The sequence below is a fragment of the Lautropia dentalis genome, assembly GCF_003892345.1.
GTDB classification, from domain to species: Bacteria; Pseudomonadota; Gammaproteobacteria; order Burkholderiales; family Burkholderiaceae_E; genus Lautropia; species Lautropia dentalis.
In genome coordinates this window covers 1796140-1819810 of the sequence record NZ_RRUE01000001.1, presented here as the reverse complement: position 1 = coordinate 1819810, position 23671 = coordinate 1796140, and the positions used below count along the sequence as shown (strand labels likewise).

Sequence of the window (23671 nt, the reverse complement as noted above, 5' to 3'; positions counted from 1 at the left end):
CATGCGTTTCCATCCCGCCCCCCCCCTTTCCCGTGCCCTGCTGGGCCTGATGCTGCTGGCCGGTGCTGCCCAGGCAGCGTCTTCCCACCCGCCGATGCAGAAGGCCGACCCTGCCGCCATTGCCGCCGGCAAGGAAGCCCCCGCGCCCCAGCCGATCAGCGACGAAGTCATCGGCCAGGAATACGACGCCTACCGCGCCAGCGTGAAGGGCCAGAAGATGTACACCGTCAGCTACATCCTGCTGGCCGACGAGAAGGCGGCCCGCCAGTGGATCAGCAAGCTGAAGATGGGGGCCCCCTTCGGCAGGACCGCGCGTGAACATTCGAAGCACGCCCCCAGCGCCGCCCACGATGGCGTGCTGGGGCCGTTTGCCACCTGTCGCTGGTCGAAGGACACCATCGCACTGCTCGACAGCCTCAAACCGGGCCAGATCCACGGCAAGCCCGTCAAGGCCAGCGCCGGCTGGAGCATCTACCGGCTGGACGCCGTCAAACCGCTGGAGCCCATCAGCTACGCCCAGTACAAGGAACAGCTGCTGTCGGGCACCTTCCGGCCCGAATGCCCGTGGGTACCCCCGGTTCAGGTGGACGTACCGCAACAGTAACCAGCCCCCCGCGAAACACCGGTCGCCACCGGCGAAATGGCGGCGCATACCCGGCGGCAGGCATTAGCATCACGGGCATCTGCCCGCACAACCGCCAGACATATCCAGCGACCACACCAGCATCTGCCGCCGCCGGTCGCCCGGTAACATGCCGCCGGTTGTTCGGGCCTTTTGCCACAGCCAACGCCGGACTGACCGCCATGCCCCCAGCTCCCCAGAAAATGGGCCCCATCGCCGCCACCGCCATGTCGGTCACCATCGTCGTGGGGGCCGGGCTGCTTACCCTGCCCGGGCTGAGCTTTGCCGAGGCCGGCCGGCTGGGCCACCTGCCCTGGCTGCTGATGGCCCTCATCATGCTGCCGCTGCTGGGCATCTTCGCCTGGTTCGCCCGCCGCCATCCCTCGGCCGGAGGCGTCGTCGCCTACGTGCGCATCAGCCTGGGTGAACGGATGGCTGCCGTGGGCGAGGCCATCATCCTCGGCACCTTCTCGCTGGGCATGCCGGCCATCGCGCTGATCGGCGCCACCTACCTGCAGCAGAGCCTTCCCGGCCTGTCCGTGCCACTGGTGGCCATGCTGATGGTCACCCTCGGGCTTGTCTCCGGTTTGTTCGGCGTGAAGATATCCGGTGGCATCCAGACGGCCATTGCCGTGACCATCGTGCTGGGCCTGCTGGTCCTTGCCACCGGTTACTGGTTCAGTGCAGACCTCCACCCGGCCGATGCAGCCACGCAACGCATCGCGTCAGGGCTTCAGGAACAGCCTCCCGGTACAGCCAGCGCTGCCACGGCTACGACGACAGTGACCCAGGCAGCAACCATCCCTGCCGCATCCACGAAAGCGACCTCCGGCGCAGCAGACAGTGCCGGATGGATCGGCGTCTTTACCGCCCTGCCGCTGATTCTCTTTGCCTACACCGGCTGGGAGCTGACCAGTTTTCTGGCCGAGGACATGCAGGAGCCGGCCCGCAACCTGCCCCGCACCATCTGGGCGAGCTTTGCCATCGTCACCCTGCTCTACGTCTATCTGGCCTGGACGGTGGCGCAGGCCGCCAGCCCCGGCAACGCCTGGAAACTGGCGCCCGTGGCTCAGCTGGCCCACAGCTGGCTGGGTGCCACCGGGCTTCGGCTCACCGGCCTGATCGCCACGCTGCTCATCATGGCCAACGTCACCGGTGCCTTTCTCTCGTGCTCACGCGCCGTCTACGCCGCCGGCCGGGAGGGCCTGCTGCCGCGCGGTCTGGGCACCACGGGCCGCGGAAGCCTGCCCGTTCCGGCCATGCTGGCCACCTGGGCGCTGTTCATGGGCGTCATCGGCCTGACGGCCGTCAGCGGTGCCGGTGTGGAACTGCTGCTGCAGCTGGCCGGCCAGAATTTCTTCGTGCTCTACCTGCTGGCCACACTCGGTTTCATCCGCCTGCAGACACGCCCCGGCCCCCGCCTGCTCGGCATCGTGGCCACCCTGACCGTCGTGGCCATGCTGCCCCTCTTCAGCCTGCCGGGACTGATCTACTGCAGCCTGCTGGGACTGGCCGGCTGGTGGCGCCACCGCCGGATGCACCAGTGCGTGTGATGACCCCATTCATCACCCCCCCAACCAGCAGCATTGGATGGCACGCAGGGCACAAACGGGCTGGACACGCAGGAGCAGGCTGCACATGCATCAGCCTTACATGTGCCAGTCAGGCATACGCCGGACGACCACGGAAGCGGCACTGACATCACAGGCGTACATGGCATCGAAACGTATTATTCACACCCAAATGTTTCTGCTGCACAACTGAATCGCACCCAAAAGGCCAGACCACCCTCTGCCCCTCCTACAATCGGAACCTCTCCAAGCAGGCCCCCTGCCCTCCCGATGTTCCGAAAACGCGTCCTCTCCTCCCTGGCCCTGAGCCTGCTGTCCCTGCAGGCCTGCGCGCCCACCACCATCCTGCGCACCTCCGATGGCGCCGCTCCCATCAGCCCATCCGCCAACGCCACGGCCGGCAGCCTGCACAACGATTTCGGTGACAGCCAGCGGACCCGTACGCCGGCCACCCGACCATCGGCCGCCAGTCTGGGCAATGGGGCCGGACACGCGCCGGATACCAGTGACCCCGGCCCGGCCCCGGCCATGACACCCGAACAGGCCGCCCGCGTGGCCGCCGGCGGCTTTCGCTACACCGATGCCGAAAACCGGGATCTGGCCGGCCCCATCAAGCTGCCCTGGCGCATTTTCTACAAACAGCCCTCGAGCGGCCCGGACGCTGCCTGGTTCGATGCCGTCAAGCACGGTGATCTGGCCACCGTCCGGAAAATGGTCGCCCAGGGCCAGAACATCGAGGCCAAGGACAATGACGCCCTCGGCCAGACCGCGCTGGGCTGGGCCGCCTTCATCGGCTACGAGGACATGGTCGATTACCTCGTCGCGCAGGACGCAAGCCTGCAGGCCACCGACCGCAGCGATGTCTACAACGTGCTCAAATCGGCCGTGCTGGGCAAGAACACCCGCATCGTCCGCAAGATCCACGCCCTGCTGCCGGACACCGACCTCAACGACCAGACCCTCGACAGCGACGGCGAAACGCTGCTGATGATCGCCGCCAGCAACGACCGGCTCGAAACCGCCGAGTACCTGCTGTCGCAGGGTGCCGACCCCAATCTGGTCACCACCATCCGCTCCACCGGCGCGGCCGCCTACGACCAGAGCGCGCTCTCGTACGCCTGCACCCGCGGCTATGGGGACATGCAGAAGCTGCTGATCGCCCACGGCGTCATCAACCACCGCACCGGGCGTTCCAGCTGCGAGTGATGCACGCCCAAAGGGGGGGGCTTGCGGGGACGGATGCGTCCATGAGACGCGCCGAACCCCGCTGGTGCAGTCCAGCAACAGCCCGTCTGCACCACGGCGAACTGGCCCATATCGCGGGATTCAATAATGTCACGCCATACCATCAGCGCGTGCCATGGACTCAGACTTCGACAGGCGGCGCATGCCGCAGCACCTCCTCGATGGTGGTGATGCCCTCAGCCACCGCTGCCGCCCCCGCGATGCGCAGCGGCCGCATGCCATGTTTGATGGCCGCCAGCCGCAGCCTGCGCAGCTCCGGCCTTTCGGTGATGAAGGAACGGATGGCCTCGCCGTTGGCCAGAATCTCGTACAGCCCGGCCCGCCCCCGAAAACCCGTCATCCGGCAGGCCACACAGCCCACCGGCCGCCAGATCTGCGCAGGCTTCGGCACATTTTTGAAGGGCTTGACGAAAGCGGCCCACTGCTCGTCCGTCACCGAATCATCGGGCTGCCTGCAGGCCGGGCACAGCGTGCGCGTCAGCCGCTGCGCCATCACCCCGATCAGCGTGGACTGCAGCAGGTACGCCGGCACGCCCAGATCCAGCAGCCGCGTGATGGCACTGGGCGCATCGTTGGTGTGCAGCGTGGAGATCACCAGGTGCCCGGTCAGCGCCGCCTGCACCGCCATCTCGGCCGTTTCCAGATCGCGGATCTCGCCCACCATGATGATGTCCGGATCCTGCCGCATCAGCGCGCGGATGCCATCGGCAAAACCCAGATCGATGGCCGGCTGCACCTGCATCTGGTTGAAGCTGTTTTCCACCATCTCGATCGGATCCTCGATGGTGGACACATTCACCTCCTCCGTGGCCAGTGCCCGCAGCGTGGCGTAGAGCGTCGTCGTCTTGCCCGAGCCCGTCGGCCCCGTCACCAGCACGATGCCGTTGGGCCGCGAAGTCATCTCCCGCCAGCGGGCCAGATCCTGCCCCTTCAGCCCCAGCTGGTCGAAGTCGCGCTGCAGCACGTCCGGATCGAACACCCGCATCACCAGCTTCTCGCCAAAGGCCGTGGGCAGCGTGGACAGGCGCAGCTCGATCTCGTGGCCATCGGCCGCCCGCGTCTTGATCCGCCCGTCCTGCGGCCGGCGCCGCTCCACCACATCCATCCGCCCCAGCAGCTTGATGCGGCTGGTCATGGCCGCCATCACCCCCGGCGGCACCTGATAGACATTGTTCAGCAGCCCGTCGATACGGAAGCGCACCACGCCCAGATCCCGCCGCGGCTCCAGGTGAATGTCGCTGGCCCGCTGCTCGAACGCGTACTGCCACAGCCAGTCCACCAGCGTGACGATGTGCTGGTCGTTGGCATCGATCTGCCGGCCGCTCCTGCCCAGCTCGACCAGCTGCTCGAAACTGTTCTGTGCCGCCGCCTGCCCCGTGCGCTGCGCACTGCGAATGGTACCGGCCAGATCGAAGAATTCCACCAGATAGCGCTGCAGGTCCACCGGACTGGCCAGCACCGGCACCACCCGGCGGCGCAGCGTGTGCGACAGTTCCGTGGCCCATTCACCGGTCATGAACGGCTCGGCCGTGGCAATCGTCACCGACTCCGGCGTCACCTCCAGCGGCAGGATGCGGAAGCGGTTTGCATAGGCCTTGCTCATCACCTCCGCAATCCGCGAGAAATCCACCTTCAGCGGATCGATGCGCACGTAGCGCCAGCCGATGCTCTGCGCCAGCCAGCCGCACAGCCAGTCCAGATCCAGCGTCTCGTGCGGCGCCCGCAGCGCCTTGAGCCTGCGCGCCGCAATCATTTCCAGCGGATGACGGCCACCGGACGACAGGGCTGCATCGCGGGCCAGTGTGCGGCGGGTCTCCTCGTCGATGAGGCCCTGGTGGGCCAGCAGGGCGAGCAGGCGGTCGATGGACAGGGGGCGGTTGGGGTCGCCGGGTGAAGGGGGCTCTGCGGTTGGCACCAGCGGTACCGTACTGCCGAACGTCGTGGTCGTGTTCATCGCACCTCTCCGGTCGCGTTGCCGGACGCTGCTGCACGGCAGAACCCGGAAGCCGCCTGCCTGTGGACCTCCTGGGCGCAGTAGGCCTGCGCAGCAGCCCTGCCCGGCCCATACCATTCCACCGACGCCAGATTCAGCAGCGCGTCCTGACCGATGGCCCGCCAGTTGATGCGGGACAGTTCCGGATCACCCAGCGACAGGCGCAATGCATCGACACGGCGCGCATTGCCAAACCTGTCCTGTCCCTGCAGGGTCGCCATGATCTCGACCGAATGTGGTCTGGCGCGATGCTCCCGCATCACATCCATCACAGCAGTCAGTCCGCGCACGGTCTGCTCGACGATGAACGCCTGCATCGAGGGTTCTGCCCAGGGCAGATCGATGTGAACGGCAACCCGGTACTGGTCATAATCGTTGCGGTCGAGTTCCACGTCCTGACCATACGCTACCCGCCCGAGCAGGGCTTTCTCCAGCAGCGCGTCGCGCCTTTCCTGCACGATGGCCTGTGAAGCGCGGTCCTCCTGCGCCGCGGGGAGATCAGACGATACCTGTCCGGCAGGATGCACGTCCGCCGGCGCAGACAACGCACCGGGCGCAGCAGCCTGCACCGTCACCGTCGGAACAACCGGTGCATGGGAGGCACGACTGTTCACCTGCCTCGTGTTTGTCGCCGTCTGTCCCGCCTGCACAGTTTCTGGCATCTGCCCTTGCACTTCCCCCGCTGCAGCAGTCGCCATTTCCAGGCCGGACTGCACCGGAGCCCCCGGCATGCGCCGTTCCCCGGTAGACGCAGTCGGACGCTCGCCTGCCTCCGGCTTCAGCGGCCCGGCTGCAGGCGCAGGCATCCCGGCCAGCTCCGTGGCCAGGCGCCCCGCATCGGCAAGTGCCACCAGAAAGAAGGGCAGCACCAGCAGGTACAGGACAACCGAAGCGCCGCGCCGCGGAACACGCCGGTACCTGATCCAGCTTCCCAGACAAACCAGCAGCGTCAACGCTCCGATGAAAAATGCATTGACCTCGACACCGAGCAGGTCTCCATGCGTTCGGGGCACCGCCAGCGCGTACGCACCATGGAATGACATCAGTGCAATCAGCGTCAGCGCCTCGGCATCATCCCGGCTCCGATGGTCGAGAAACACCGCCCAGGGCCGAAACACCAGACGCACCAGCACAAAGAAGGCCAGCCACGTCACCAGCAGCAGACCATAGGCCACACGCGCACGTGCCTCGCTCCCCTCGGGCAGCGCATCGATGAACAGCCACAGGGCCAGAATGAAAAAGGCCAGTGCCGCCATCACGACGGTATTCCGGTCTTTCCCGGGCAGGTGGTGTACGTCCGCACTGACCGGCAGCCGGGCTGCTGCCGAACCAGCCCCATCACAGGAAAGCAGCAGCGGATCCCGGCCATCCTGCCCCGTCCCTGCTTCTCCGGGCACCGGTGAACCATATCCCAGACCCAGCAGCTGCGGCCGAATCACCGCCTGCCCCAGCACACCGAGGGCCACCATCGCCACCACGAGCCATGCCATTGCCAGCGCCAGCTCCCAGGGTGATGCATGCGAAGTCCCCAGGCCCTTGCCCAGACTGTAGACCAGCAGTGCCAGCACCAGCAGCGCCAGTCGTGCTTCCCAGGGATCGAAGGCCACATGTCCCTGGGGGGAAACCAGCCAGGCACGCCTGACCCCTGCCCGGGTAGCAAGGACGACGAACATGAAAAGCAGAATGACAGTCATGGCACAGGACCCCCAATCGGTAGAGCGTGTGATGGCTTCTTTCGCCTCCGCGTCACAGCATAGAAACCCACCCACTGGTGCGTCGAGACCGGATGTACCCAACGGTTGACAACTGACGGAAGAATGGTCTTTCCGCCCTCCGGGACACACTGGCGAGTGTCATGGGAGCCATTCACGCCGCATTGCCAACCATGCGATCAGCGTTTTCCGGATCGGGACGTCCGCTCATTACCCGTCCGGCTACCAGCACTGCCGGAATTTTCCCCGTGTGATGCACGCCTTGCGGTGGGCGACTCGAACGAGGTGGACTGCGCTACGACACCCGCCTGCCGCACCACACCACTGGCCGCATCCGCCTGAGCTGCCGCGGTACAGAACTCCGGCGATGCATACCGGTGTTCAGGCTTCAGGCAGTACGCCCTGGCCGCCGCCAGACCATCCGGCTGCCATTTCGCCCGCACCAGATCGAGCACTTGCGCCCTGTCGATCCCCTGCCAGTTGATGCGCGACAGGTCCGGGTCGTGCAGCGACAGCGATAGCACCGGCTTTTCGAACGGGTTGCCGTAACGGTCCTTCGCCTTCGCCCAGACCTGCATCTCGACCGCATGCATGTGCACACCTTCCGCAGCCACGGCGCGAAGGGAATCATGAAGCTTTTCCGCCACACGCCCGATCACATCACCGTCTTCCGGCTGGTAGTAGAAAACACCGGGCCGCATCTCGATCCGGAACGTCCCCCGGTCATTGCGCGTCACGCGCACATCGGGAACATCTGTAATGAGGTCACGAATCCGCTCACGGACGATCTGCGCCAATCGTGTCTCCAGCGGCGATTCTGCCGCATCCGCGGATAGCCCTGCAGATGTAACCCGGGCATTCCCTGCCACAGGCGCTGCGATGCCCGGCCCCGATCTCCCGCCCGATTCGGTCTCCGGCTTCGGCTCCGGGGTTCTCCTCCCTGCGGCCATTCCATCCGGCACCGGTGCTGCGGTCACGGATTCTGCCGGTGCCGTGCTCCGCGCCGGTGCTGGCGGCACGCTGGCCACCAGCGCGCGCTGTTGTTCCCGTTGTTGCTGCGCCTCCTGACGGGTCATGGCTGCGTCCTGACGGGTCATGGCTGCGTGCTGCACCGCCATCGATGGCAGTGGTTCCTGCGCAGGCACGTCAGGGACAAGCATCACACCCGTCATGAGGCACACCGGAATGCACAGCAGGTACAGGGTCACAGCACTCATCTGCCTGCCCGGGCCATGCGCCCCACCAGTCACCCAGCGAACAAGCCTGAGCAGAGGGGCTGCGCACAGCAGCAGCACCCCACTCCCAAACACAGCCAAACGGCCCTCACGTTCGGCAGGCACGGCCAGCAGTGCAGCATGAAAGAACAGCATCATGGCCAGCAGGCAGAATGCCTGGGCATCCTCCCGGTTCGGGTGCTGGCGAATGATCGACCAGGGCCGGAACAATACCCACCCGAGCATCGCCCCCGAAGCGGCCATCACCAGCAACAGGCCAGTACCCGTGTTCTGCCGCAGCCGAACGGCCTCATCCGGCAGCAGATACACGAAAAGGGCCATCAGTGCCGCGGTCAACGCCAGAAACATCAGAACCGAAGCACCACGAGGCTCACTGCCCCTGTCCATGAAAACGACGGTCATGGTGCTGCGGGCGTGGCCTGACGAAAGCCCCAGCTGCTCGGGATGAATCAGCGCCGCACCCAACGCACACAGCATGAACAGGGCAAGCCACAGGACGAGCAACGCCAGGGGCAAGAGCCACCACGTACCGGAAAAAGATGGCAACTCCCAGAACCATGCCAGCAGAAGCAGCATGCCGAATATGGCGGGCGCCCGGAATTCCTGTTCATCCGGTTGCGCCTCCAGAAAATCATGCCCGGGACCACGCTCCCATGTAGCGCGAAGCCCCGTGTACACAACGCTGAGCGCAAACAGCAACAGCAGAACGATGGACATGTACCTCTCCCGCCAAACCGCGCCCGAACCCCGTTGGAAAAGAATCCAGCGCGTGCCACGGGCCCGTTCGGTCCCACCGATGGCCCCATGAACACGCCAGACAGCGCCCCGGCGCGTGTCATGGCCCCGTCCTCCACGGTATCGCCCCATGTCCCCTGACTGCCACCCACCGCGGTGCAGACGGTCGACCCGCCCTGACGGCACGGCAGCCGGCCCGCTCCCCTTTCTTTACCTCGCCGCCCATGGCAACGCTCCCCGTTGCATAACCATGCCGTTGTCGGATCAAGCCCACTGTCACATGACTCCATCACCATGCACCGCAACGCCATTGCCGCATGACACACGATCGTCACGCCCCCCGTTGCCGCCCCGCTCCACACAGGCGCATTTCTGCGCCACGGGCATCAGGTCATGCCGGTCCGGCATACCAGAACTGGTAGGATATGAGCAGCAACTGCCTCGAAGGCCACTGCCATGAAAAAACTCGGTTTCCTTTCCTTCGGTCACTGGTCACCGGCCAGCGGTTCGCAAACCCGTACGGCAGCCGACACGCTGCTGCAGTCCATCGAGCTGGCGGTCGAGGCCGAGAAGATCGGCATCGACGGGGCCTACTTTCGTGTGCACCACTTTGCCCGGCAACTGGGCTCGCCGTTCCCGCTGCTGGCCGCCATCGGCGCCCGCACCAGCCGCATCGAGATCGGCACCGGCGTCATCGACATGCGCTATGAAAACCCGCTCTACATGGTGGAAGACGCCGGCGCCGCCGACCTGATCGCCGGTGGCCGGCTGCAGCTGGGCATCAGCCGCGGCTCGCCCGAGCAGGTCATCGACGGGTGGCGCTATTTCGGCTACGAGCCCACCGAGGGCGAGACCGATGCCGACATGGCGCGCCGCCATGCGCTGGTCTTTCTGGAAATGCTGCAGGGCAAGGGCTTTGCCGAGCCCAACCCGCAGCCGATGTTCCCCAACCCGCCGGGCAAGCTGCGGCTGGAGCCGCATTCGGAAGGGCTGCGCAGCCGCATCTGGTGGGGGGCGGCATCGAACGCCACGGCCGTCTGGGCGGCGGAGCTGGGCATGAACCTGCAAAGCTCGACGCTGAAGGAAGACGAAAGCGGCGAACCCTTCCATGTGCAGCAGGCCAAGCAGATCCGCCTGTACCGCGACGCCTGGAAAAAGGCAGGCCACACGCACGAGCCCCGCGTGTCGGTGAGCCGCTCGATCTTCCCGCTGATGGACGACATGGACCGGCACTATTTCGGCCATGAGGGCCGCCGGGGCGACAGCGTGGGCTACATCGACAAGGACTTCCGTGCCGTGTTCGGACGCGCCTACGCGGCCGAGCCCGATGTGCTGGCCAGGCAGCTGGCCGAGGACGAGGCCATTGCCGAGGCCGACACGCTGCTGCTGACCATTCCGAACCAGCTGGGGGTGGCCTACAACGTCCACCTGCTGGATGCCGTGGTCAGACACGTGGCGCCGCTGCTGGGCTGGCGCTGACGGGTTCTGCAGCGCGTGCGGCAGTGATTGCGGCAGCAAAAAGGGGGCATCGGCCCCCCTTTTTGCATGCAGCTCACTGCTTTTTCTTTTTCGGCGCGACCATCATCACCATCTGGCGGCCTTCGAGGCGCGGCATCGACTCGACCTGGGCGATCTCCTCGATGTCGTTGCGCACCCGCTCCAGCAGCCGGATGCCAAACTCCTGGTGCGCCATTTCACGGCCGCGGAAGCGCAGGGTGATCTTCACCTTGTCGCCATCCTGCAGGAAGCCGATCATGTTGCGCAGCTTGATGTTGTAGTCGCCGTCGTCGGTCTGCGGACGGAACTTCACTTCCTTGATCTGGACGACCTTCTGGCGTGCCTTGGCCTCGGCCGCACGCTTCTGTTCCTGATAGCGGAACTTGCCGTAGTCCATCAGCCGGCAGACCGGCGGTGTGGCGGTGGGGGCGATTTCGACCAGATCGACATCGGCCTCTTCGGCCATGCGACGGGCTTCACCCAGACGGAAAACGCCCAGCTGTTCATTGTCTTTGCCCAGCAGGCGAACCTCGGGGGCGTGGATTTCACCGTTGATGCGGTGGTTGCGTTCGGTAGCGATGCTGATTTTCTCCGAATGAACTGAACGAATGCCGGCAGCACGCGGCTGGCGGCGCAGCGGAAGCCCCGAGCTTCATGCCCTGTACACGCCACACAGGCATGTACGGCCCCCGAATGGCCAAAAGGAGCACCGCAACCTCTGCTGCAGCACTCCCACCGGCCTCAATGTACCTTGTCTGCCACCTGCTGCGACAGCAGACCGGCAAAACCGTCGAAACTCATGCTGCCCAGATCCTTGCCACCCCGGGCCCGGACGGCCAGCGTGCCGGCCTGCCGGTCCTTCTCGCCGACCACGACGAGGTAGGGAATCTTCTGCAGGCTGTGCTCCCGGATTTTATAGCCGATCTTGTCGCCCCGCAAATCCGAGATAACCCTAAATCCTTGTTTTATCAGCCGTTGCCGGATGTCTTCGGCATAGTCTGCGGCCGAGTCCGTCACCGTGAGCACGGCCACCTGTACCGGCGCCAGCCAGGTGGGCATGGCACCGGCGTGGTGCTCGATCAGCATGCCGATGAAGCGCTCCATCGAGCCGACGATGGCCCGGTGCAGCATGATCGGACGGCGGCGGCTGTTGTCCTCGGCCACGTATTCGGCGTCCAGGCGCTCGGGCATCATCGGGTCGTACTGAATGGTGCCCACCTGCCAGGCCCGGCCGATGGAGTCCTTCAGGTGATACTCGATTTTCGGGCCATAGAAGGCGCCCTCGCCCGGCAGTTCCTCCCACGACACGTCGCAGGCGGACAGCGCCGCACGCAGGGCGTTCTCGGCGTGGTCCCACGCCTCGTCGGTACCCAGACGCTGGTCCGGGCGCAGGGCCAGCTTGACCGAGACCTGGTCAAAGCCAAAATCCCGGTACACGGCCATGGCCTGCTGGTGGAAGCGGGTGACCTCTTCCTGCACCTGTGCCTCGGTACAGAAGATGTGGCCATCGTCCTGCGTGAAGCCGCGCACGCGCATGATGCCGTGCAGCGCTCCCGAGGGTTCGTTGCGGTGGCAGGAGCCGAATTCGGCGTAGCGCAGCGGCAGGTCGCGATAGCTGCGCAGGCCGGCATTGAAGAGCTGCACGTGGCCCGGGCAGTTCATCGGTTTGACGGCATACTCGCGCTTCTCGGATTCGGAGAAGAACATGTTCTCCTTGTAGTTGTCCCAGTGGCCGGAACGCTTCCACAGGTCCACGTCGAGGATCTGCGGGCAGCGCACTTCCTGGTAGCCATTTTCGCGGTAGCGGTCGCGGATGTACTGTTCGATCCGCTGCCAGATCTCCCAGCCGCGCGGATGCCAGAACACCATGCCCGGGGCCTCGGACTGGGTATGGAACAGGTCCAGTTCCTTGCCCAGCCGGCGGTGGTCGCGCTTTTCGGCCTCTTCGAGCATGTGCAGGTAGGCGTCCTGCTCGTCCTTTTTGGCCCAAGCGGTGCCGTAGATGCGCTGCAGCATCTCGTTGTTGGCGTCGCCGCGCCAGTAGGCGCCGGCCACCTTCATCAGCTTGAAGACCTTCAGCTTGCCGGTGGAGGGTACGTGCGGCCCGCGGCAGAGGTCGACGAAGCGGCCTTCGCGATAGAAGGTGATGTCTTCTTCGGCCGGGATGGACTGGATGATCTCGGCCTTGTATTTTTCGCCGACCGAGAGGAAGTATTTTGTAGCCTCGTCACGGTCCCATTCCTCGCGCACGACTTCCTCGTCGAGCTTTGCCAGCTCGTGCATGCGTTTTTCGATGGCGGCGAGGTCTTCGGGTGTGAAGGGGCGCTTGTAGGCAAAGTCGTAGTAGAAGCCGTTTTCGATGACGGGGCCGATGGTGACCTGTGCCTCGGGAAACAGATCCTGCACGGCGTAGGCCATCAGGTGTGCGGTGGAGTGCCGGATGATGTGCAGGCCGTCTGGATCCCTGTCGGTGACGATGGCGACCTCGGCGTCGTCGGTGACGGTGCGGGAGAGGTCGACGAGTTTTCCGTTGACGCGGCCGGCGATGGCGGCCTTGGCAAGTCCGGGACCAATGGAGGCGGCAATCTGGGCCACCGTGACAGCTTCATCGAAGCGGCGTTGGGAGCCGTCCGGCAGGGAGATGATGGGCACGTCTGGGCAGGAGGTGAGGGTTTCTGAAAACGCAGGAAGCCTATTCAAGCAAGCCGGAAAGATATCACAGGGTGCGGGGGATTCTGGGATTCGTTGTGTCAGTACAACGGTGGAGCGTGTGGAGGACGGCTTTGGGGGGTAGCGGCTGTTCACGGAAGACGACTTCGGGTGGGGCGGCCCGGGGAGCGGGAGGCTCCTGCGGCTCATACGCTCACTGAAGCTTTGTTGCCCACGACCTGCGTCGTGGTCAACAAACCTCCAGCGCTAAAACACTTTCCGACAATCGGGCTGACGCCCGACTGTCAGAAAGTCGTTCACGCGTACCGCGAAATCGCCGCAGGAGCCTCCCGCTCCCCGGGCCACTTCCCGGATTCATGGCATTGCGGCTTCGACGCGACAGAAAAGCGCAAGAAGCTCCGGCCGTCCTCTGCCAGCCGCAAGCCCCGGGCGGAGGGTTGCTTCTTTCGCGATTTCACGCAGTCGCGGGTGAACCGCGCCTACGAAGGCAGGTGTCTGTTCGCGCCAGTGCTGAGCGAAAGAAGCAACCCGCAGTCCGGGGCGTTTCCCATCGAAGCCGTCCTCCGGATGTCACTGCACGCGCCCCCGCCTTTTCAGGCATTGCGGCTTCGACACGGGGAGACATTGATCCGGGAAAACCCTGAATACGAAACGTTCCTATAATGCTGCCGTTCCTGGGGGAGTCCCTCGCATCGGGCTGGCATGGCCAGCGTGATGTGCGCGGACTGAGAGTTGGCATACCGCCAAGACCCTTAGAACCTGATCCGGATCATGCCGGCGAAGGGAAGGAGGATTATTCGTGAATACCCCACTCGGCACCACCGAGGCCATTTGCTGGCTGGTGGTCTTTTCTGCACTCTTTGCGGCGGCCGGCATCCTGTATGCCCGGCGGCACAACGAGGATCTCGACGCCTTCGTCACGGCGCGCAATACGCAGGGTCCCATTGCCACGCTGGCCACACTGCTGGCCTCGGCGCTGGGGGCATGGATTCTGCTCTCCCCGGCCGAGTCGGCTACCTGGGGCGGGATGTCGGCGGTGATCGGCTATGCGCTGGGTTCGATGTCACCCCTGGTGGCCATGCTGGTTCTGGGGCGGCGCATGCGCGAGCTGATGCCCCATGGGCATTCGCTGACGGAATATCTGATTGCCCGCTATGGCCGACCCCTGTACGGCCTGACGCTGGCCATCATGGTGTTCTATGTGTTCATCGAGCTGACCGCGGAGATCACGGCCATTTCGATGCTGATGACGCTGCTGGCACCGGTGCCGATGGGGCTGACGGCGGTGATCGTGATGGGCACGGTGCTGCTCTACACGGCGGTGGGCGGGCTGCAGGCGTCGATCTTCACCGACAAGGTGCAGATCATCATCATCGTGCCGCTGCTGCTGGCGCTGGTGGCGGTGGGCTGGCACATCACGGGCGGACCTGGCCCCGTTTCGGAACGGCTGATGCAGAAGGCCCCCCATCTGCTGGATCTGGGCGATTCGGCTGGACTGAAGGCGGGTGCAACCTTCTTCGTGGCCATTCTGCTCACCGGTATCTTTCACCAGGGCAGCTGGCAGCGCGTCTATGCGGCCCGCTCGGTGGTGGACATGCAGCGCGGCTTTCTGCTGGGCGGGCTGCTGGTGGTGCCGTTCATTTTCCTGATGGGCATGTTCGGTCTGGCCTGGGTGGCACTGGAGCCGGGCGGCGAGGCCTCGGTGGCCCTCTTTGCCGTGGTGATCCCCAGGGTGGTGCCGTGGGTGGCACTGGCCTTCATTCCGCTGGGGCTGTCGCTGGTGATGAGCAGTGCCGATACGGCCATCAGTGCCATCGGCAGCATCATTGCCGTGGATAGCGCGCGACTGATGCCCCAGGCGTCGCAGGCCCGGCTGCTGCGGCTGTCACGCGGGCTGGTGCTGCTGCTGGCCATTCCGGTGATGATCGTGGCGGCGCAGGGCTTCAGTGTGCTGTACCTGTTCCTGCTGGCCGATCTGCTCTGTGCAGCGGCGGCCTTTCCGGTATTTTTCGGACTCTGGAGCCGCCGGCATGATGGGGTGGATGCGCTGCTGGGCACGCTGGCCGGGCTGGCGGCAGGGCTGATGATGTTCCCCCGCCCGGACCAGCCCATGGACACGCTGCTGGAATCCTTTCTGCTGGCGGCGCTGGTGCCGGTGGCCGTCACGGGTATGCTGCGGCTGGTGCGCAGGAATCGCACCGAATTCCGGCTGGAATCGCTGGACGACAGTGTGCAGCGGTTCTGATTCGGGATCAGGCCCGGCTCCGGGGAACACAGGTACTGGCGGGAGCGTGCACGAACTCATTCGACCCCACGGAATCCCCTTTGGGTGTGCGGGACAAGGTGGCAGGGGCGCGGCATCCTCGATGGGCTTCAGGACACCGCCAGCACAGTCATGCACGCACACCAGCGTGCCGGCAGGCCACATGACCCGGCCGGGCAGAATATTCAGGAGGGCATTTACCTGCTAATGCCCTGCGCCTGCCGCTGGCGCAGCACTTCGTACACCACCACGCCGGTAGCCACCGAAACATTGAGGCTGGACACACTACCCATCATCGGGATGGACAGCAGCACGTCGCACTGCTCGCGCACCAGCCGGCGCAGACCCTTGTCCTCGGCGCCCATGACGATGGCCACGGGCCCTTCGAAGCGGGTCTGATAGAGGTCGGCATCGGCCTGGTCGGCCAGACCATACACCTGAAAGCCAGCGTCCTGCAGCTGCTCCACGGTACGCACCAGGTTCGTGACCAGAATGTAGGGCACCGACTCCCCTGCCCCACTGGCCGTGTGCATGGCCACGTCGGTCAGCGGGGCGGCATGGTCCTTGGGGGCGATCACGGCATCGACGCCGGCGCCATCGGCGCTGCGCAGGCAGGCACCGAGGTTGCGCGGATCGGTCACACCGTCGAGCAGCAGCAGGAACGGCGGCCGTTCGCGGCCTTCCAGATCCCGCAGCAGCGTGGGCAGGTCGGTATTGATGGTCTGCGTCTCCACCTGCGCCACCACACCCTGATGACGTTTTCCGCCGGCCATGCGGTCCAGCCGCCCCGCCTCGACACGGGTGATCTGCACCTGCTGCTGTTGTGCCAGTTTCAGCAGGTCGCGCACACGCGTGTCATCGCGCTGGCGGTCCACATACAGTGACTTGAAGCTGGCCGGTGCCTGGCGCAGCCGCGCCATCACCGCATGGAAACCATAGAGCTGCATGAGGGATATTCCGAAAGGAAGCCGAACCGGCCGCGTGGCCGGCGGGGCAGAAAGGGGTCAGGAAGCGCCCCCTGGCGAATTCACCAGATGAGCACAGGGCAGTCAGCTGCTGCGTTTCCGGGTGGAAGCCCGGGGTGGTTTGGCCGTGGTGCCCGAGCGCCCTGCTCCGGCCCTGGCAGCAGAGGCCCCCGCACGGCCTGTCGTGGCAGTGCGGGCCGCGGAGCGGCGCCCCAGTTTGACCGTGGGCTTTTCAGCCTGCGAAGCAGCGCGACTGCCAGCGCCCCGCCCCGGTGTGCGGGTGGGAGCGGTGCTCGCCGTGCGTTCCACTGTGGGAGATGACACACTGGCCGTGCGCTCCGCTGCGGAAGATGACGCACTGGCCGTACGCTCCGCTGCGCGGGACGGCGTACCGGCAAAGCGCGTCTGGGTGCGGGACGAGCCGGCAGCATGCTCCGCTGCACGGGACGGGTCGACGCTGCGTGCCGATGACCGGGACGGGCTGCCGCCGGCACGCGCCGACATACGGGCATCATCGGCACGGCGCCGGCTGCTGTCGTTCAGCAGGCGAAAATCGATGCGTCGTGCTTCCAGATTGACGGCTATCACTTCCACCTCGACCTCGTCGGTCAGGGCGTAGCATTTACCGGTGCGTTCGCCCATCAGCATCTGGGTCGCCTCGTCGAAGCGGAAATATTCGCTGCCCAGTTCGGACACGTGTGCCATGCCTTCCACGTACAGGTCATCCAGCGTGATGAAGAGGCCAAACGGCGCCACACCGGTGATATGCCCACGATAATGGTCGCCGATGCGGTCACGCATGTAGACGCACTTCAGCCAGGCCTGCACGTCGCGACTGGCTTCGTCGGCACGGCGTTCGTTGGCCGAGCAGATCTGGCCCAGCGATTCCCAGACGGCCAGCGATTCACCGCGGGACACGGAATCCCGGCCCCGGGAGGCCCCCCCCCCAGCCGCTGGCGCAGCGGCGCCGGCTGCACGCGCCCGCCCGGCCTCATGCGCGCGCCCATCGGCAGCAGCCTCTTCGCCGGCGGACGGCCCGGCACACGTGATGGCGGGCTGATAACGGCGATGTTCGAGCAGCGCCTTGATGGCACGGTGATTCAGCAGGTCCGGATAGCGGCGGATCGGCGAGGTGAAGTGGGCATAGGCGTCATAGGCCAGGCCGAAGTGCCCCTGGTTGTCTGGGGTGTAGACGGCCTGCTGCATGGAGCGCAGCATCATGGTCTGCAGCAGCGCGGCGTCCGGGCGGCCATGGATGCGCTGCGAAAGAATCTGGTAGTCCTGCGGCCGGGGTCCGCGTTTTTCCTTCGCTTCCTGGGCCGCATTGCCCAGCGACAGGCCGGCACCCGCCAGAAATTCACGCAGTTTGGCCAGCCGGTCGGCACTGGGGCCCTCGTGCACCCGGTACAGTCCCGGGTGTTTGTTGCGCACCAGAAAATCGGCTGCGCAGGTATTGGCAGCCAGCATGCATTCCTCGATCAGCCGGTGGGCATCGTTGCGGCTCTGGGCGACGATTTCGGTGATGCGGCCCTGTGCATCGCAGAGCATTTTCGTTTCGGGGGTGTCGAATTCGATGGCCCCCCGCTTCTTCCGCGCAGCTTCCAGCGCCTGATAGAGCGCATACAGCTCGTGCAGGCGGGGCAGCAGCGCGCTGCGGCGTTCGATGGCGGCCACGTCGTCTCCACCCAGAATGCCCCAGACCTCGTTGTAGGTCAGCCGGGCTGCCGAATGCATGACGGCCGGATAGAACTGGTAGGCAATGACCTCGCCGGCCGTATCGATCACCATGTCGGCCACCAGCACCAGCCGGTCGACCTCGGGGTTGATCGAGCACAGGCCATTGGAGAGTTTTTCCGGCAGCATCGGAATGACGCGACGCGGAAAATACACCGAGGTGGTGCGGGACTGCGCTTCGGCATCCAGCGGGCTGCCGGGGCGCACATAGTGGCTGACATCGGCAATGGCCACCAGCAGGCGCCAGCCCTTCGGCCGGCCTCGGGCATCGGTGACGGCCTCGCAGTAGACGGCATCGTCGAAGTCGCGGGCGTCCTCCCCGTCGATGGTGACCAGTGCCACATCGCGCAGGTCCACGCGGTTGCGGTAGTCGGCCGGGCGCAGCGTGTCGGGCAGTGCGTCGGCCTCGGCCAGCACGTCATCGGGAAAGCGGTGCGGCACGTCGAACTTGCGCACGGCAATCTCGATTTCCATGCCGGTATCGTCCATGCTGCCCAGCACTTCGGTGACACGGGCGATGGGCGGCTTGTTCCAGCCCGGTGGTTCGATGATGACGGCCGACACCACCTGTCCCGGCTGTGCCCCGCCCGCACCACCGGGCTCGATGAGGATGTCGTGCTTGATGCGCTGGTCTTCGGGAGCGAGCATCAGCACGCCGCGCTCACTGACCAGCCGGCCCACCACGGGGCGCGGGTTGCGCAGTGTGATCTCGACGATCTTGCCTTCGGGCCGGCCCCGGCTGTCGGCGCCGATGCGGCGCACCAGTACCCGGTCGCCGTGCATCACCTTGGCCATCTCGCGCGGCGGCAGAAAGATGTCGGGGCTGCCGTCATCCGGCAGCATGAAGCCGAAACCATCCCGGTGGCCGGACACCCGGCCGGGAATCAGGTCGATGCGGCTGACCAGCATCAGGGCGCCCTTGCGCCCGGCGAGAATCTGCCCGTCGCGCTGCATGGCGGCCACACGACGCCGCATGCCCACCAGTGCCTCATCGGGCACCTGCAGGCGCTCGATCAGCTGTTCGATGCCGAGCGGCGCCCCCTCCTCGGCCAGCGTATCCAGAATGGCCTGTCGGCTGGGAGGATCGATTGTCTCTTGCATGTTTGACAAGCCCAGAAAAACACCTAAAATACCATTTTATCGATTGCCCAGATGGCGGAATTGGTAGACGCACCAGGTTCAGGTCCTGGCGCCAGCAATGGTGTGGAGGTTCGAGTCCTCTTCTGGGCACCAATTCTTCAGACTGGTTTTCAACCGGTTTGAATCTGAAAGATCCCGCTCCAGTTCCTGCTGCAGCGGGATTTTTTTCGTCCCGGCTTTCCGTCTTCGGGCAGCATTCTGTCCATCAGGATTCTCTGCAGAAGTCTGCGAGCACTTTGGGCCCAGGATCGGAACAGGCCAGAAGGCACCATGGCAGCAGCATGTCGCCAGAGCGGTGTGCGTTTCGCGTGACAGGTCCCATAAGGTCCCATACATACGGCAGGCTCTGCGCACACGGCAAATACGACTGGCGCGTGCAGTGCTCATTCGTTCCCGCACTGGCGCGCATACCACACGGACGGGCGATGGATGGATACAGACCACATGCACGCAGAACGGCGCACGCAACAGGATGCCTGGACGAAAATGACCGAAGCGAAATGACAGGACGGGATTTACTGCAGTGCCGGGATGGAGAAACCATCCGGAAAGATGGCGTCCCGTAGGGGATTCGAACCCCTGTACTCACCGTGAAAGGGTGATGTCCTAGGCCTCTAGACGAACGGGACTTCTTGGTGGAGGTAAGCGGGATCGAACCGCTGACCTCTTGCATGCCATGCAAGCGCTCTCCCAGCTGAGCTATACCCCCAAGCGGCGCATGCCTGCAGTTCCAACAAAAAACGCGGGTGACGAGCACCTGCGCCTTGTGGCGTCCCGTAGGGGATTCGAACCCCTGTACTCACCGTGAAAGGGTGATGTCCTAGGCCTCTAGACGAACGGGACGTGAACTGCACTGTATGCGTTTACTGCAACAACCCTGTGCAGGATTGACCGGACTGAAAGCTGGTGGAGGTAAGCGGGATCGAACCGCTGACCTCTTGCATGCCATGCAAGCGCTCTCCCAGCTGAGCTATACCCCCGTGGAATCGCAATCAGTCGATAAATGGGATAATAACCAGTTTTTGGCAGGGGGCGCAAGTCGTTTCGGGCAAAAATTACTTGACGGGCCACCGGTTAACGCTATTTAACACATAAGCAGGCCGTGCAGGCAGGTTCGCGGCCTTCCGGGTACGATTCAGGCTCATTGTTCATCCCTGCCCGAGGAAGCACTTTCCCATGACTGCACGACTGATCGATGGCAAGGCCATCTCCGCACAGGTTCGAGAAGAGGTCCGCCTGGCGGCCGAACGGATTCTGGCTGCCACCGGCCAGCGCCCGGGACTGGCCGTGATTCTGGTGGGCGATTCGGCTGCTTCCCAGGTCTATGTGCGCAACAAGATCCGCGCCTGCGAAGCGGCCGGCTTTCATTCGGTGAGCGAGCATCTGCCCGAAAGCACCAGCGAGGCCGACCTGCTGGCACTGCTCGACCGGCTGAACCACGACCCGGCCGTGCATGGCATTCTGGTGCAGCTGCCGCTGCCGGCCCATATCGATACCCGGCGGGTGATCGAGGCCATCTCGCCCATCAAGGACGTGGATGGTTTTCACGTGGCCAATGCCGGGGCGCTGATGACCGGTGCACCGCAGCTGGTGCCCTGCACGCCGCTGGGCGTGATGCGCCTGCTGGAAACCACCGGGGTACCCCTGCGGGGCGCCGAAGCGGTGATCGTGGGCGCCAGCAATCTGGTGGGCAAGCCGCAGCTGCACCTGCTGCTGCAGGCAGGCGCCACCGTCACGCTGTGCAACAGCAAGACGCGCGACCTGGCCGCCCAGACACGACGCGCCGACATTCTTGTGGTGGCCGTGGGCCGTCCCCGGATGATCACGGCCGACATGATCAAGCCGGGCGCAGTGGTGATCGACGTGGGCATCAACCGCCTGCCGGATGGCAAGCTGGCCGGTGACGTGGACTTCGAGGGCGCAAAGGACGTGGCCGGCTGGATCACCCCGGTGCCGGGTGGCGTGGGGCCGATGACCATTGCCATGCTGCTGCAGAACACCATCACCGCGGCCCGCCGGCAGCTGGGGCTGGCTCACTGAACCACATGCCCCATTGCGCCCTTCCGTCGCACTGAAGACTCATTTCCCCTTTCCCCGACATGACCACTACTTCTTCTTCCGGCAAGACTGATACCCATACCGCTTCCCACGTTTCTTCCTCGGACGTTTCCGCCAGGGCCGAAACCTCTGCCGAGGCTTCCACCACAGCCACCAACCCGCTGCTGGCCGGCCCGTCGCAGCTGCCGCACTTCACGGCCATCGAGCCGGAACACGTCTCGCCGGCCCTGGATGTGCTGCTGGCCGATGCCGACCGGGCGCTGGCCCAAGTCACGGCCCCCGACGCGCCACTGACCTGGGAGGGCTTGGTGCTGCCGCTGCAGCAGGCCACCGAGCGGCTGGGCCACGCCTGGGGCATCGTGCAGCACCTGAATTCGGTGATGGACACGCCCGCGCTGCGCGAAACCTTCAACCAGAATCTGCCCCGTGTGGTGGAGTTCTGGACCCGGCTGGGCCAGAACCAGGCACTCTTCGACAAGTACCGGGCCTTCCGTGCCAGTCCGGCCCATGCAGCGCTGGATGCTGCCCGCCAGACGGCCATCGATCACGAAGTGCGCGATTTCACGCTGAGCGGCGCCGAGCTGAAGTCGCCGGCCCGTGAGCGCTTCGCGGCCATCCAGGAAGAGCTGGCGGCCCTGCAGCAGAAGTTCTCCGAAAACGTGCTGGATGCCACCAATGCCTTCGAGCTGCTGATTCCGGACACGGAAGAGGGTCGTGCGCGGCTGGCCGGCCTGCCCGACGACGCGGTGGCGGCTGCCCGGGCCGATGCCGAACGGCATGAAAAGCAGGGCTGGCGCTTCACGCTGCAGTTCCCGTCGTACTTCCCCGTCATCCAGTACGCGCACGACCGTTCGCTGCGCGAAACGATGTACCGTGCCTACGCCACCCGGGCCGCCGAAGGCAGCGCCCAGGACAACACGGCACTGATCCAGCAGATCCTGCGTCTGCGCGAGGAAAAGGCGAAGCTGCTGGGACTGGACAGCTATGCCCACCTGTCGCTGGTGCCGAAGATGGCCGACACCCCGGCACAGGTCGAGCAGTTTCTGCGCGACATGGCCGTGCGTGCCCGCCCCTTTGCCGAAAGGGATCTGGCCGAGCTGCGCGCCTTTGCCGCCGAAAAACTCGGCCTGCCCGAGCTGCAGGCCTGGGATACGGCCTATGCCAGCGAGGCACTCAAGCAGGAACGCTATGCCTTCTCGGACAATGAGGTGAAGCAGTATTTTGCGCTGCCGCGCGTGCTGGCTGGCCTGTTCGGGCTGGTGGAGCGTTTGTTCGGCGTGCAGATCGGCGAGGACCAGGCCGAGGGCTGGCATCCGGACGTGCGCTTCTACCGCATCACCCGCAACGGTGAGCTGCTGGGCCAGTTCTATCTGGACCTGTATGCACGCGAAGCCAAGCAGCCGGGCGCCTGGATGAACGACTGCTGTGGCCGCCAGCACGAGAACGGCCGGCTGCAGACGCCGGTGGCCTATCTGGTCTGCAATTTCCAGGCACCGGTCGACGGGCAGCCCGCGCTGCTCACGCACGACGATGTCACCACCCTCTTCCACGAATTCGGCCACGGGCTGCACCACATGTTGACGCAGGTGGATGCGCTGGCGGTGTCGGGCATTTCCGGCGTGGAATGGGATGCGGTGGAGCTGCCCAGCCAGTTCATGGAGAACTGGGCGTGGGAATGGGAGATCGTCGAATCGATGACCCACCATGTGAAGACCGGCGAGCCCATGCCGAAGGCGCTGTTCGACCGGATGCTGGCGGCCCGCAACTTCCAGGCCGGACTGCAGACGCTGCGGCAGATCGAATTCTCGCTGTTCGACATGCTGCTGCACCAGCAGGCGGCGCAGGCGCTGGCCGCCGGCGAGGCCAATCCGGTGCAGCGCATCCTGGATGCCGTGCGCCAGGAGGTGGCGGTGCTGCTGCCGCCCGCCTTCAACCGCTTCCAGAACAGCTTCAGCCACATCTTTGCCGGCGGCTATGCGGCAGGCTACTACAGCTACAAGTGGGCCGAGGTGCTGTCGGCCGACTGCTATGCCGCCTTCGAGGAGGAAGGGCTGTTCAACCCGGCGGTGGGCCAGCGTTTCCTGCAGGAGATACTCTCGGCAGGGGGCAGCCGACCGGCCATCGACTCTTTCAGGGCGTTCAGAGGTCGGGCCCCCGAGCTGGATGCCCTGCTTCGGCATAATGGGATGGTGGAAGCATAGGCAACCCATCCCCGCGAGGCTCAAGGAGCG

General features: G+C 65.2%; 15 protein-coding genes, 5 tRNA genes and 1 riboswitch. Of the genes, 9 read left to right on the top strand and 11 right to left on the bottom strand.

Annotated elements, in window-relative coordinates; translation table 11 throughout:
- Nucleotide 1: 1 nt before the first annotated feature.
- The 3 genes from EHV23_RS07055 to EHV23_RS07045 all read left to right on the top strand — a co-directional run bounded on the left by EHV23_RS07055 (nt 2) and on the right by EHV23_RS07045 (nt 3399).
- Complete coding sequence (locus EHV23_RS07055; protein WP_158615871.1) at nt 2–604, top strand: peptidylprolyl isomerase; 603 nt, start codon at nt 2–4, stop codon at nt 602–604.
- Nucleotides 605–804: 200 nt separating this feature from the next.
- Nucleotides 805–2175, top strand: coding sequence for an APC family permease (locus EHV23_RS07050; RefSeq protein WP_158615870.1), 1371 nt, complete (start codon nt 805–807; stop codon nt 2173–2175).
- A gap of 288 nt (nt 2176–2463) precedes the next feature.
- On the top strand, nt 2464–3399 hold the full coding sequence (locus EHV23_RS07045) for an ankyrin repeat domain-containing protein (RefSeq protein WP_203228897.1): 936 nt from the start codon (nt 2464–2466) through the stop codon (nt 3397–3399).
- Nucleotides 3400–3559: 160 nt separating this feature from the next.
- On the opposite strand, the gene tfpB is transcribed toward EHV23_RS07045, so the two are convergent.
- From tfpB to EHV23_RS07030, 3 genes are all read right to left on the bottom strand, one after another.
- Nucleotides 3560–5392, bottom strand: coding sequence for a type IV pilus assembly ATPase TfpB (tfpB, locus tag EHV23_RS07040; protein WP_125095300.1), 1833 nt, complete (start codon nt 5390–5392; stop codon nt 3560–3562).
- Nucleotides 5389–7125 carry a hypothetical protein gene (locus tag EHV23_RS07035; protein WP_125095299.1) on the bottom strand — a complete coding sequence of 579 codons (1737 nt, stop codon included), beginning with the start codon at nt 7123–7125 and terminating at the stop codon, nt 5389–5391. The genes tfpB and EHV23_RS07035 overlap by 4 nt, the downstream gene beginning before the upstream one ends.
- Nucleotides 7126–7322: 197 nt before the next feature.
- A complete protein-coding gene (locus EHV23_RS07030) occupies nt 7323–9095 on the bottom strand; it encodes a hypothetical protein (protein ID WP_125095298.1) in 1773 nt (590 codons plus the stop codon).
- Between the two features lie 474 nt (nt 9096–9569).
- Between EHV23_RS07030 and EHV23_RS07025 the strand changes: the two genes are divergently transcribed.
- Entirely contained in the window at nt 9570–10592 is a 1023-nt protein-coding gene (locus EHV23_RS07025) for an LLM class flavin-dependent oxidoreductase (RefSeq protein WP_125095297.1), read from the top strand.
- Between the two features lie 73 nt (nt 10593–10665).
- Here EHV23_RS07025 and infC read toward each other — a convergent pair whose 3' ends face one another.
- Nucleotides 10666–11220 (bottom strand): translation initiation factor IF-3, encoded by a 555-nt coding sequence (infC, locus tag EHV23_RS07020; RefSeq protein ID WP_238990379.1) that lies wholly within the window; start codon nt 11218–11220, stop codon nt 10666–10668.
- A 131-nt stretch (nt 11221–11351) separates the two neighbouring features.
- Nucleotides 11352–13262, bottom strand: a complete 1911-nt coding sequence (thrS, locus tag EHV23_RS07015; RefSeq protein WP_125095295.1) for a threonine--tRNA ligase — start codon at nt 13260–13262, stop codon at nt 11352–11354.
- A 243-nt stretch (nt 13263–13505) separates the two neighbouring features.
- Here thrS and EHV23_RS07010 point away from each other — a divergent pair, with 243 nt between their 5' ends.
- Entirely contained in the window at nt 13506–13943 is a 438-nt protein-coding gene (locus EHV23_RS07010) for a hypothetical protein (RefSeq protein ID WP_125095294.1), read from the top strand.
- Nucleotides 13944–13946: 3 nt separating this feature from the next.
- Nucleotides 13947–14083, top strand: a riboswitch (TPP riboswitch).
- Nucleotides 14080–15525: a sodium:solute symporter family protein gene (locus EHV23_RS07005; RefSeq protein ID WP_125095293.1), complete on the top strand. Its 1446-nt coding sequence runs from the start codon at nt 14080–14082 to the stop codon at nt 15523–15525. It overlaps the preceding riboswitch by 4 nt.
- Nucleotides 15526–15740: 215 nt before the next feature.
- Here the strand turns inward: EHV23_RS07005 and rlmB are convergent, their stop codons facing one another.
- Entirely contained in the window at nt 15741–16490 is a 750-nt protein-coding gene (rlmB, locus tag EHV23_RS07000; RefSeq protein WP_125095292.1) for a 23S rRNA (guanosine(2251)-2'-O)-methyltransferase RlmB, read from the bottom strand.
- A 102-nt stretch (nt 16491–16592) separates the two neighbouring features.
- Nucleotides 16593–19343 (bottom strand): ribonuclease R, encoded by a 2751-nt coding sequence (gene rnr / locus EHV23_RS06995; RefSeq protein ID WP_125095291.1) that lies wholly within the window; start codon nt 19341–19343, stop codon nt 16593–16595.
- A 45-nt stretch (nt 19344–19388) separates the two neighbouring features.
- Here rnr and EHV23_RS06990 point away from each other — a divergent pair.
- Nucleotides 19389–19475: transfer RNA gene (locus EHV23_RS06990), tRNA-Leu, on the top strand.
- Between the two features lie 460 nt (nt 19476–19935).
- On the opposite strand, the gene EHV23_RS06985 is transcribed toward EHV23_RS06990, so the two are convergent.
- The 4 genes from EHV23_RS06985 to EHV23_RS06970 form a co-directional block, all read right to left on the bottom strand.
- Nucleotides 19936–20011, bottom strand: a tRNA-Glu gene (locus EHV23_RS06985).
- A 4-nt stretch (nt 20012–20015) separates the two neighbouring features.
- A tRNA-Ala gene (locus EHV23_RS06980) sits at nt 20016–20091 on the bottom strand.
- Between the two features lie 58 nt (nt 20092–20149).
- Nucleotides 20150–20225, bottom strand: a tRNA-Glu gene (locus EHV23_RS06975).
- Between the two features lie 61 nt (nt 20226–20286).
- A tRNA-Ala gene (locus EHV23_RS06970) sits at nt 20287–20362 on the bottom strand.
- A 196-nt stretch (nt 20363–20558) separates the two neighbouring features.
- Here EHV23_RS06970 and folD point away from each other — a divergent pair.
- Together folD and EHV23_RS06960 are read left to right on the top strand one after the other, a co-directional pair.
- A complete protein-coding gene (gene folD, locus EHV23_RS06965; RefSeq protein ID WP_125095290.1) occupies nt 20559–21422 on the top strand; it encodes a bifunctional methylenetetrahydrofolate dehydrogenase/methenyltetrahydrofolate cyclohydrolase FolD in 864 nt (287 codons plus the stop codon).
- Between the two features lie 59 nt (nt 21423–21481).
- Entirely contained in the window at nt 21482–23641 is a 2160-nt protein-coding gene (locus EHV23_RS06960; RefSeq protein ID WP_125095289.1) for a M3 family metallopeptidase, read from the top strand.
- Nucleotides 23642–23671 lie beyond the last annotated feature (30 nt).

Excerpts from the sequence above, each read along its gene's own strand:
- EHV23_RS07055 (WP_158615871.1), top strand. The coding sequence starts at position 2 with ATGCGTTTCCATCCCGCCCCCCCCCTTTCCCGTGCCCTGCTGGGCCTG.
- EHV23_RS07050 (WP_158615870.1), top strand. The coding sequence starts at position 805 with ATGCCCCCAGCTCCCCAGAAAATGGGCCCCATCGCCGCCACCGCCATG.
- EHV23_RS07045 (WP_203228897.1), top strand. The coding sequence starts at position 2,464 with ATGTTCCGAAAACGCGTCCTCTCCTCCCTGGCCCTGAGCCTGCTGTCC.
- tfpB (WP_125095300.1), bottom strand. The coding sequence starts at position 5,392 with ATGAACACGACCACGACGTTCGGCAGTACGGTACCGCTGGTGCCAACC.
- EHV23_RS07035 (WP_125095299.1), bottom strand. The coding sequence starts at position 7,125 with ATGACTGTCATTCTGCTTTTCATGTTCGTCGTCCTTGCTACCCGGGCA.
- EHV23_RS07030 (WP_125095298.1), bottom strand. The coding sequence starts at position 9,095 with ATGTCCATCGTTCTGCTGTTGCTGTTTGCGCTCAGCGTTGTGTACACG.
- EHV23_RS07025 (WP_125095297.1), top strand. The coding sequence starts at position 9,570 with ATGAAAAAACTCGGTTTCCTTTCCTTCGGTCACTGGTCACCGGCCAGC.
- rlmB (WP_125095292.1), bottom strand. The coding sequence starts at position 16,490 with ATGCAGCTCTATGGTTTCCATGCGGTGATGGCGCGGCTGCGCCAGGCA.
- rnr (WP_125095291.1), bottom strand. The coding sequence starts at position 19,343 with ATGCAAGAGACAATCGATCCTCCCAGCCGACAGGCCATTCTGGATACG.
- folD (WP_125095290.1), top strand. The coding sequence starts at position 20,559 with ATGACTGCACGACTGATCGATGGCAAGGCCATCTCCGCACAGGTTCGA.
- EHV23_RS06960 (WP_125095289.1), top strand. The coding sequence starts at position 21,482 with ATGACCACTACTTCTTCTTCCGGCAAGACTGATACCCATACCGCTTCC.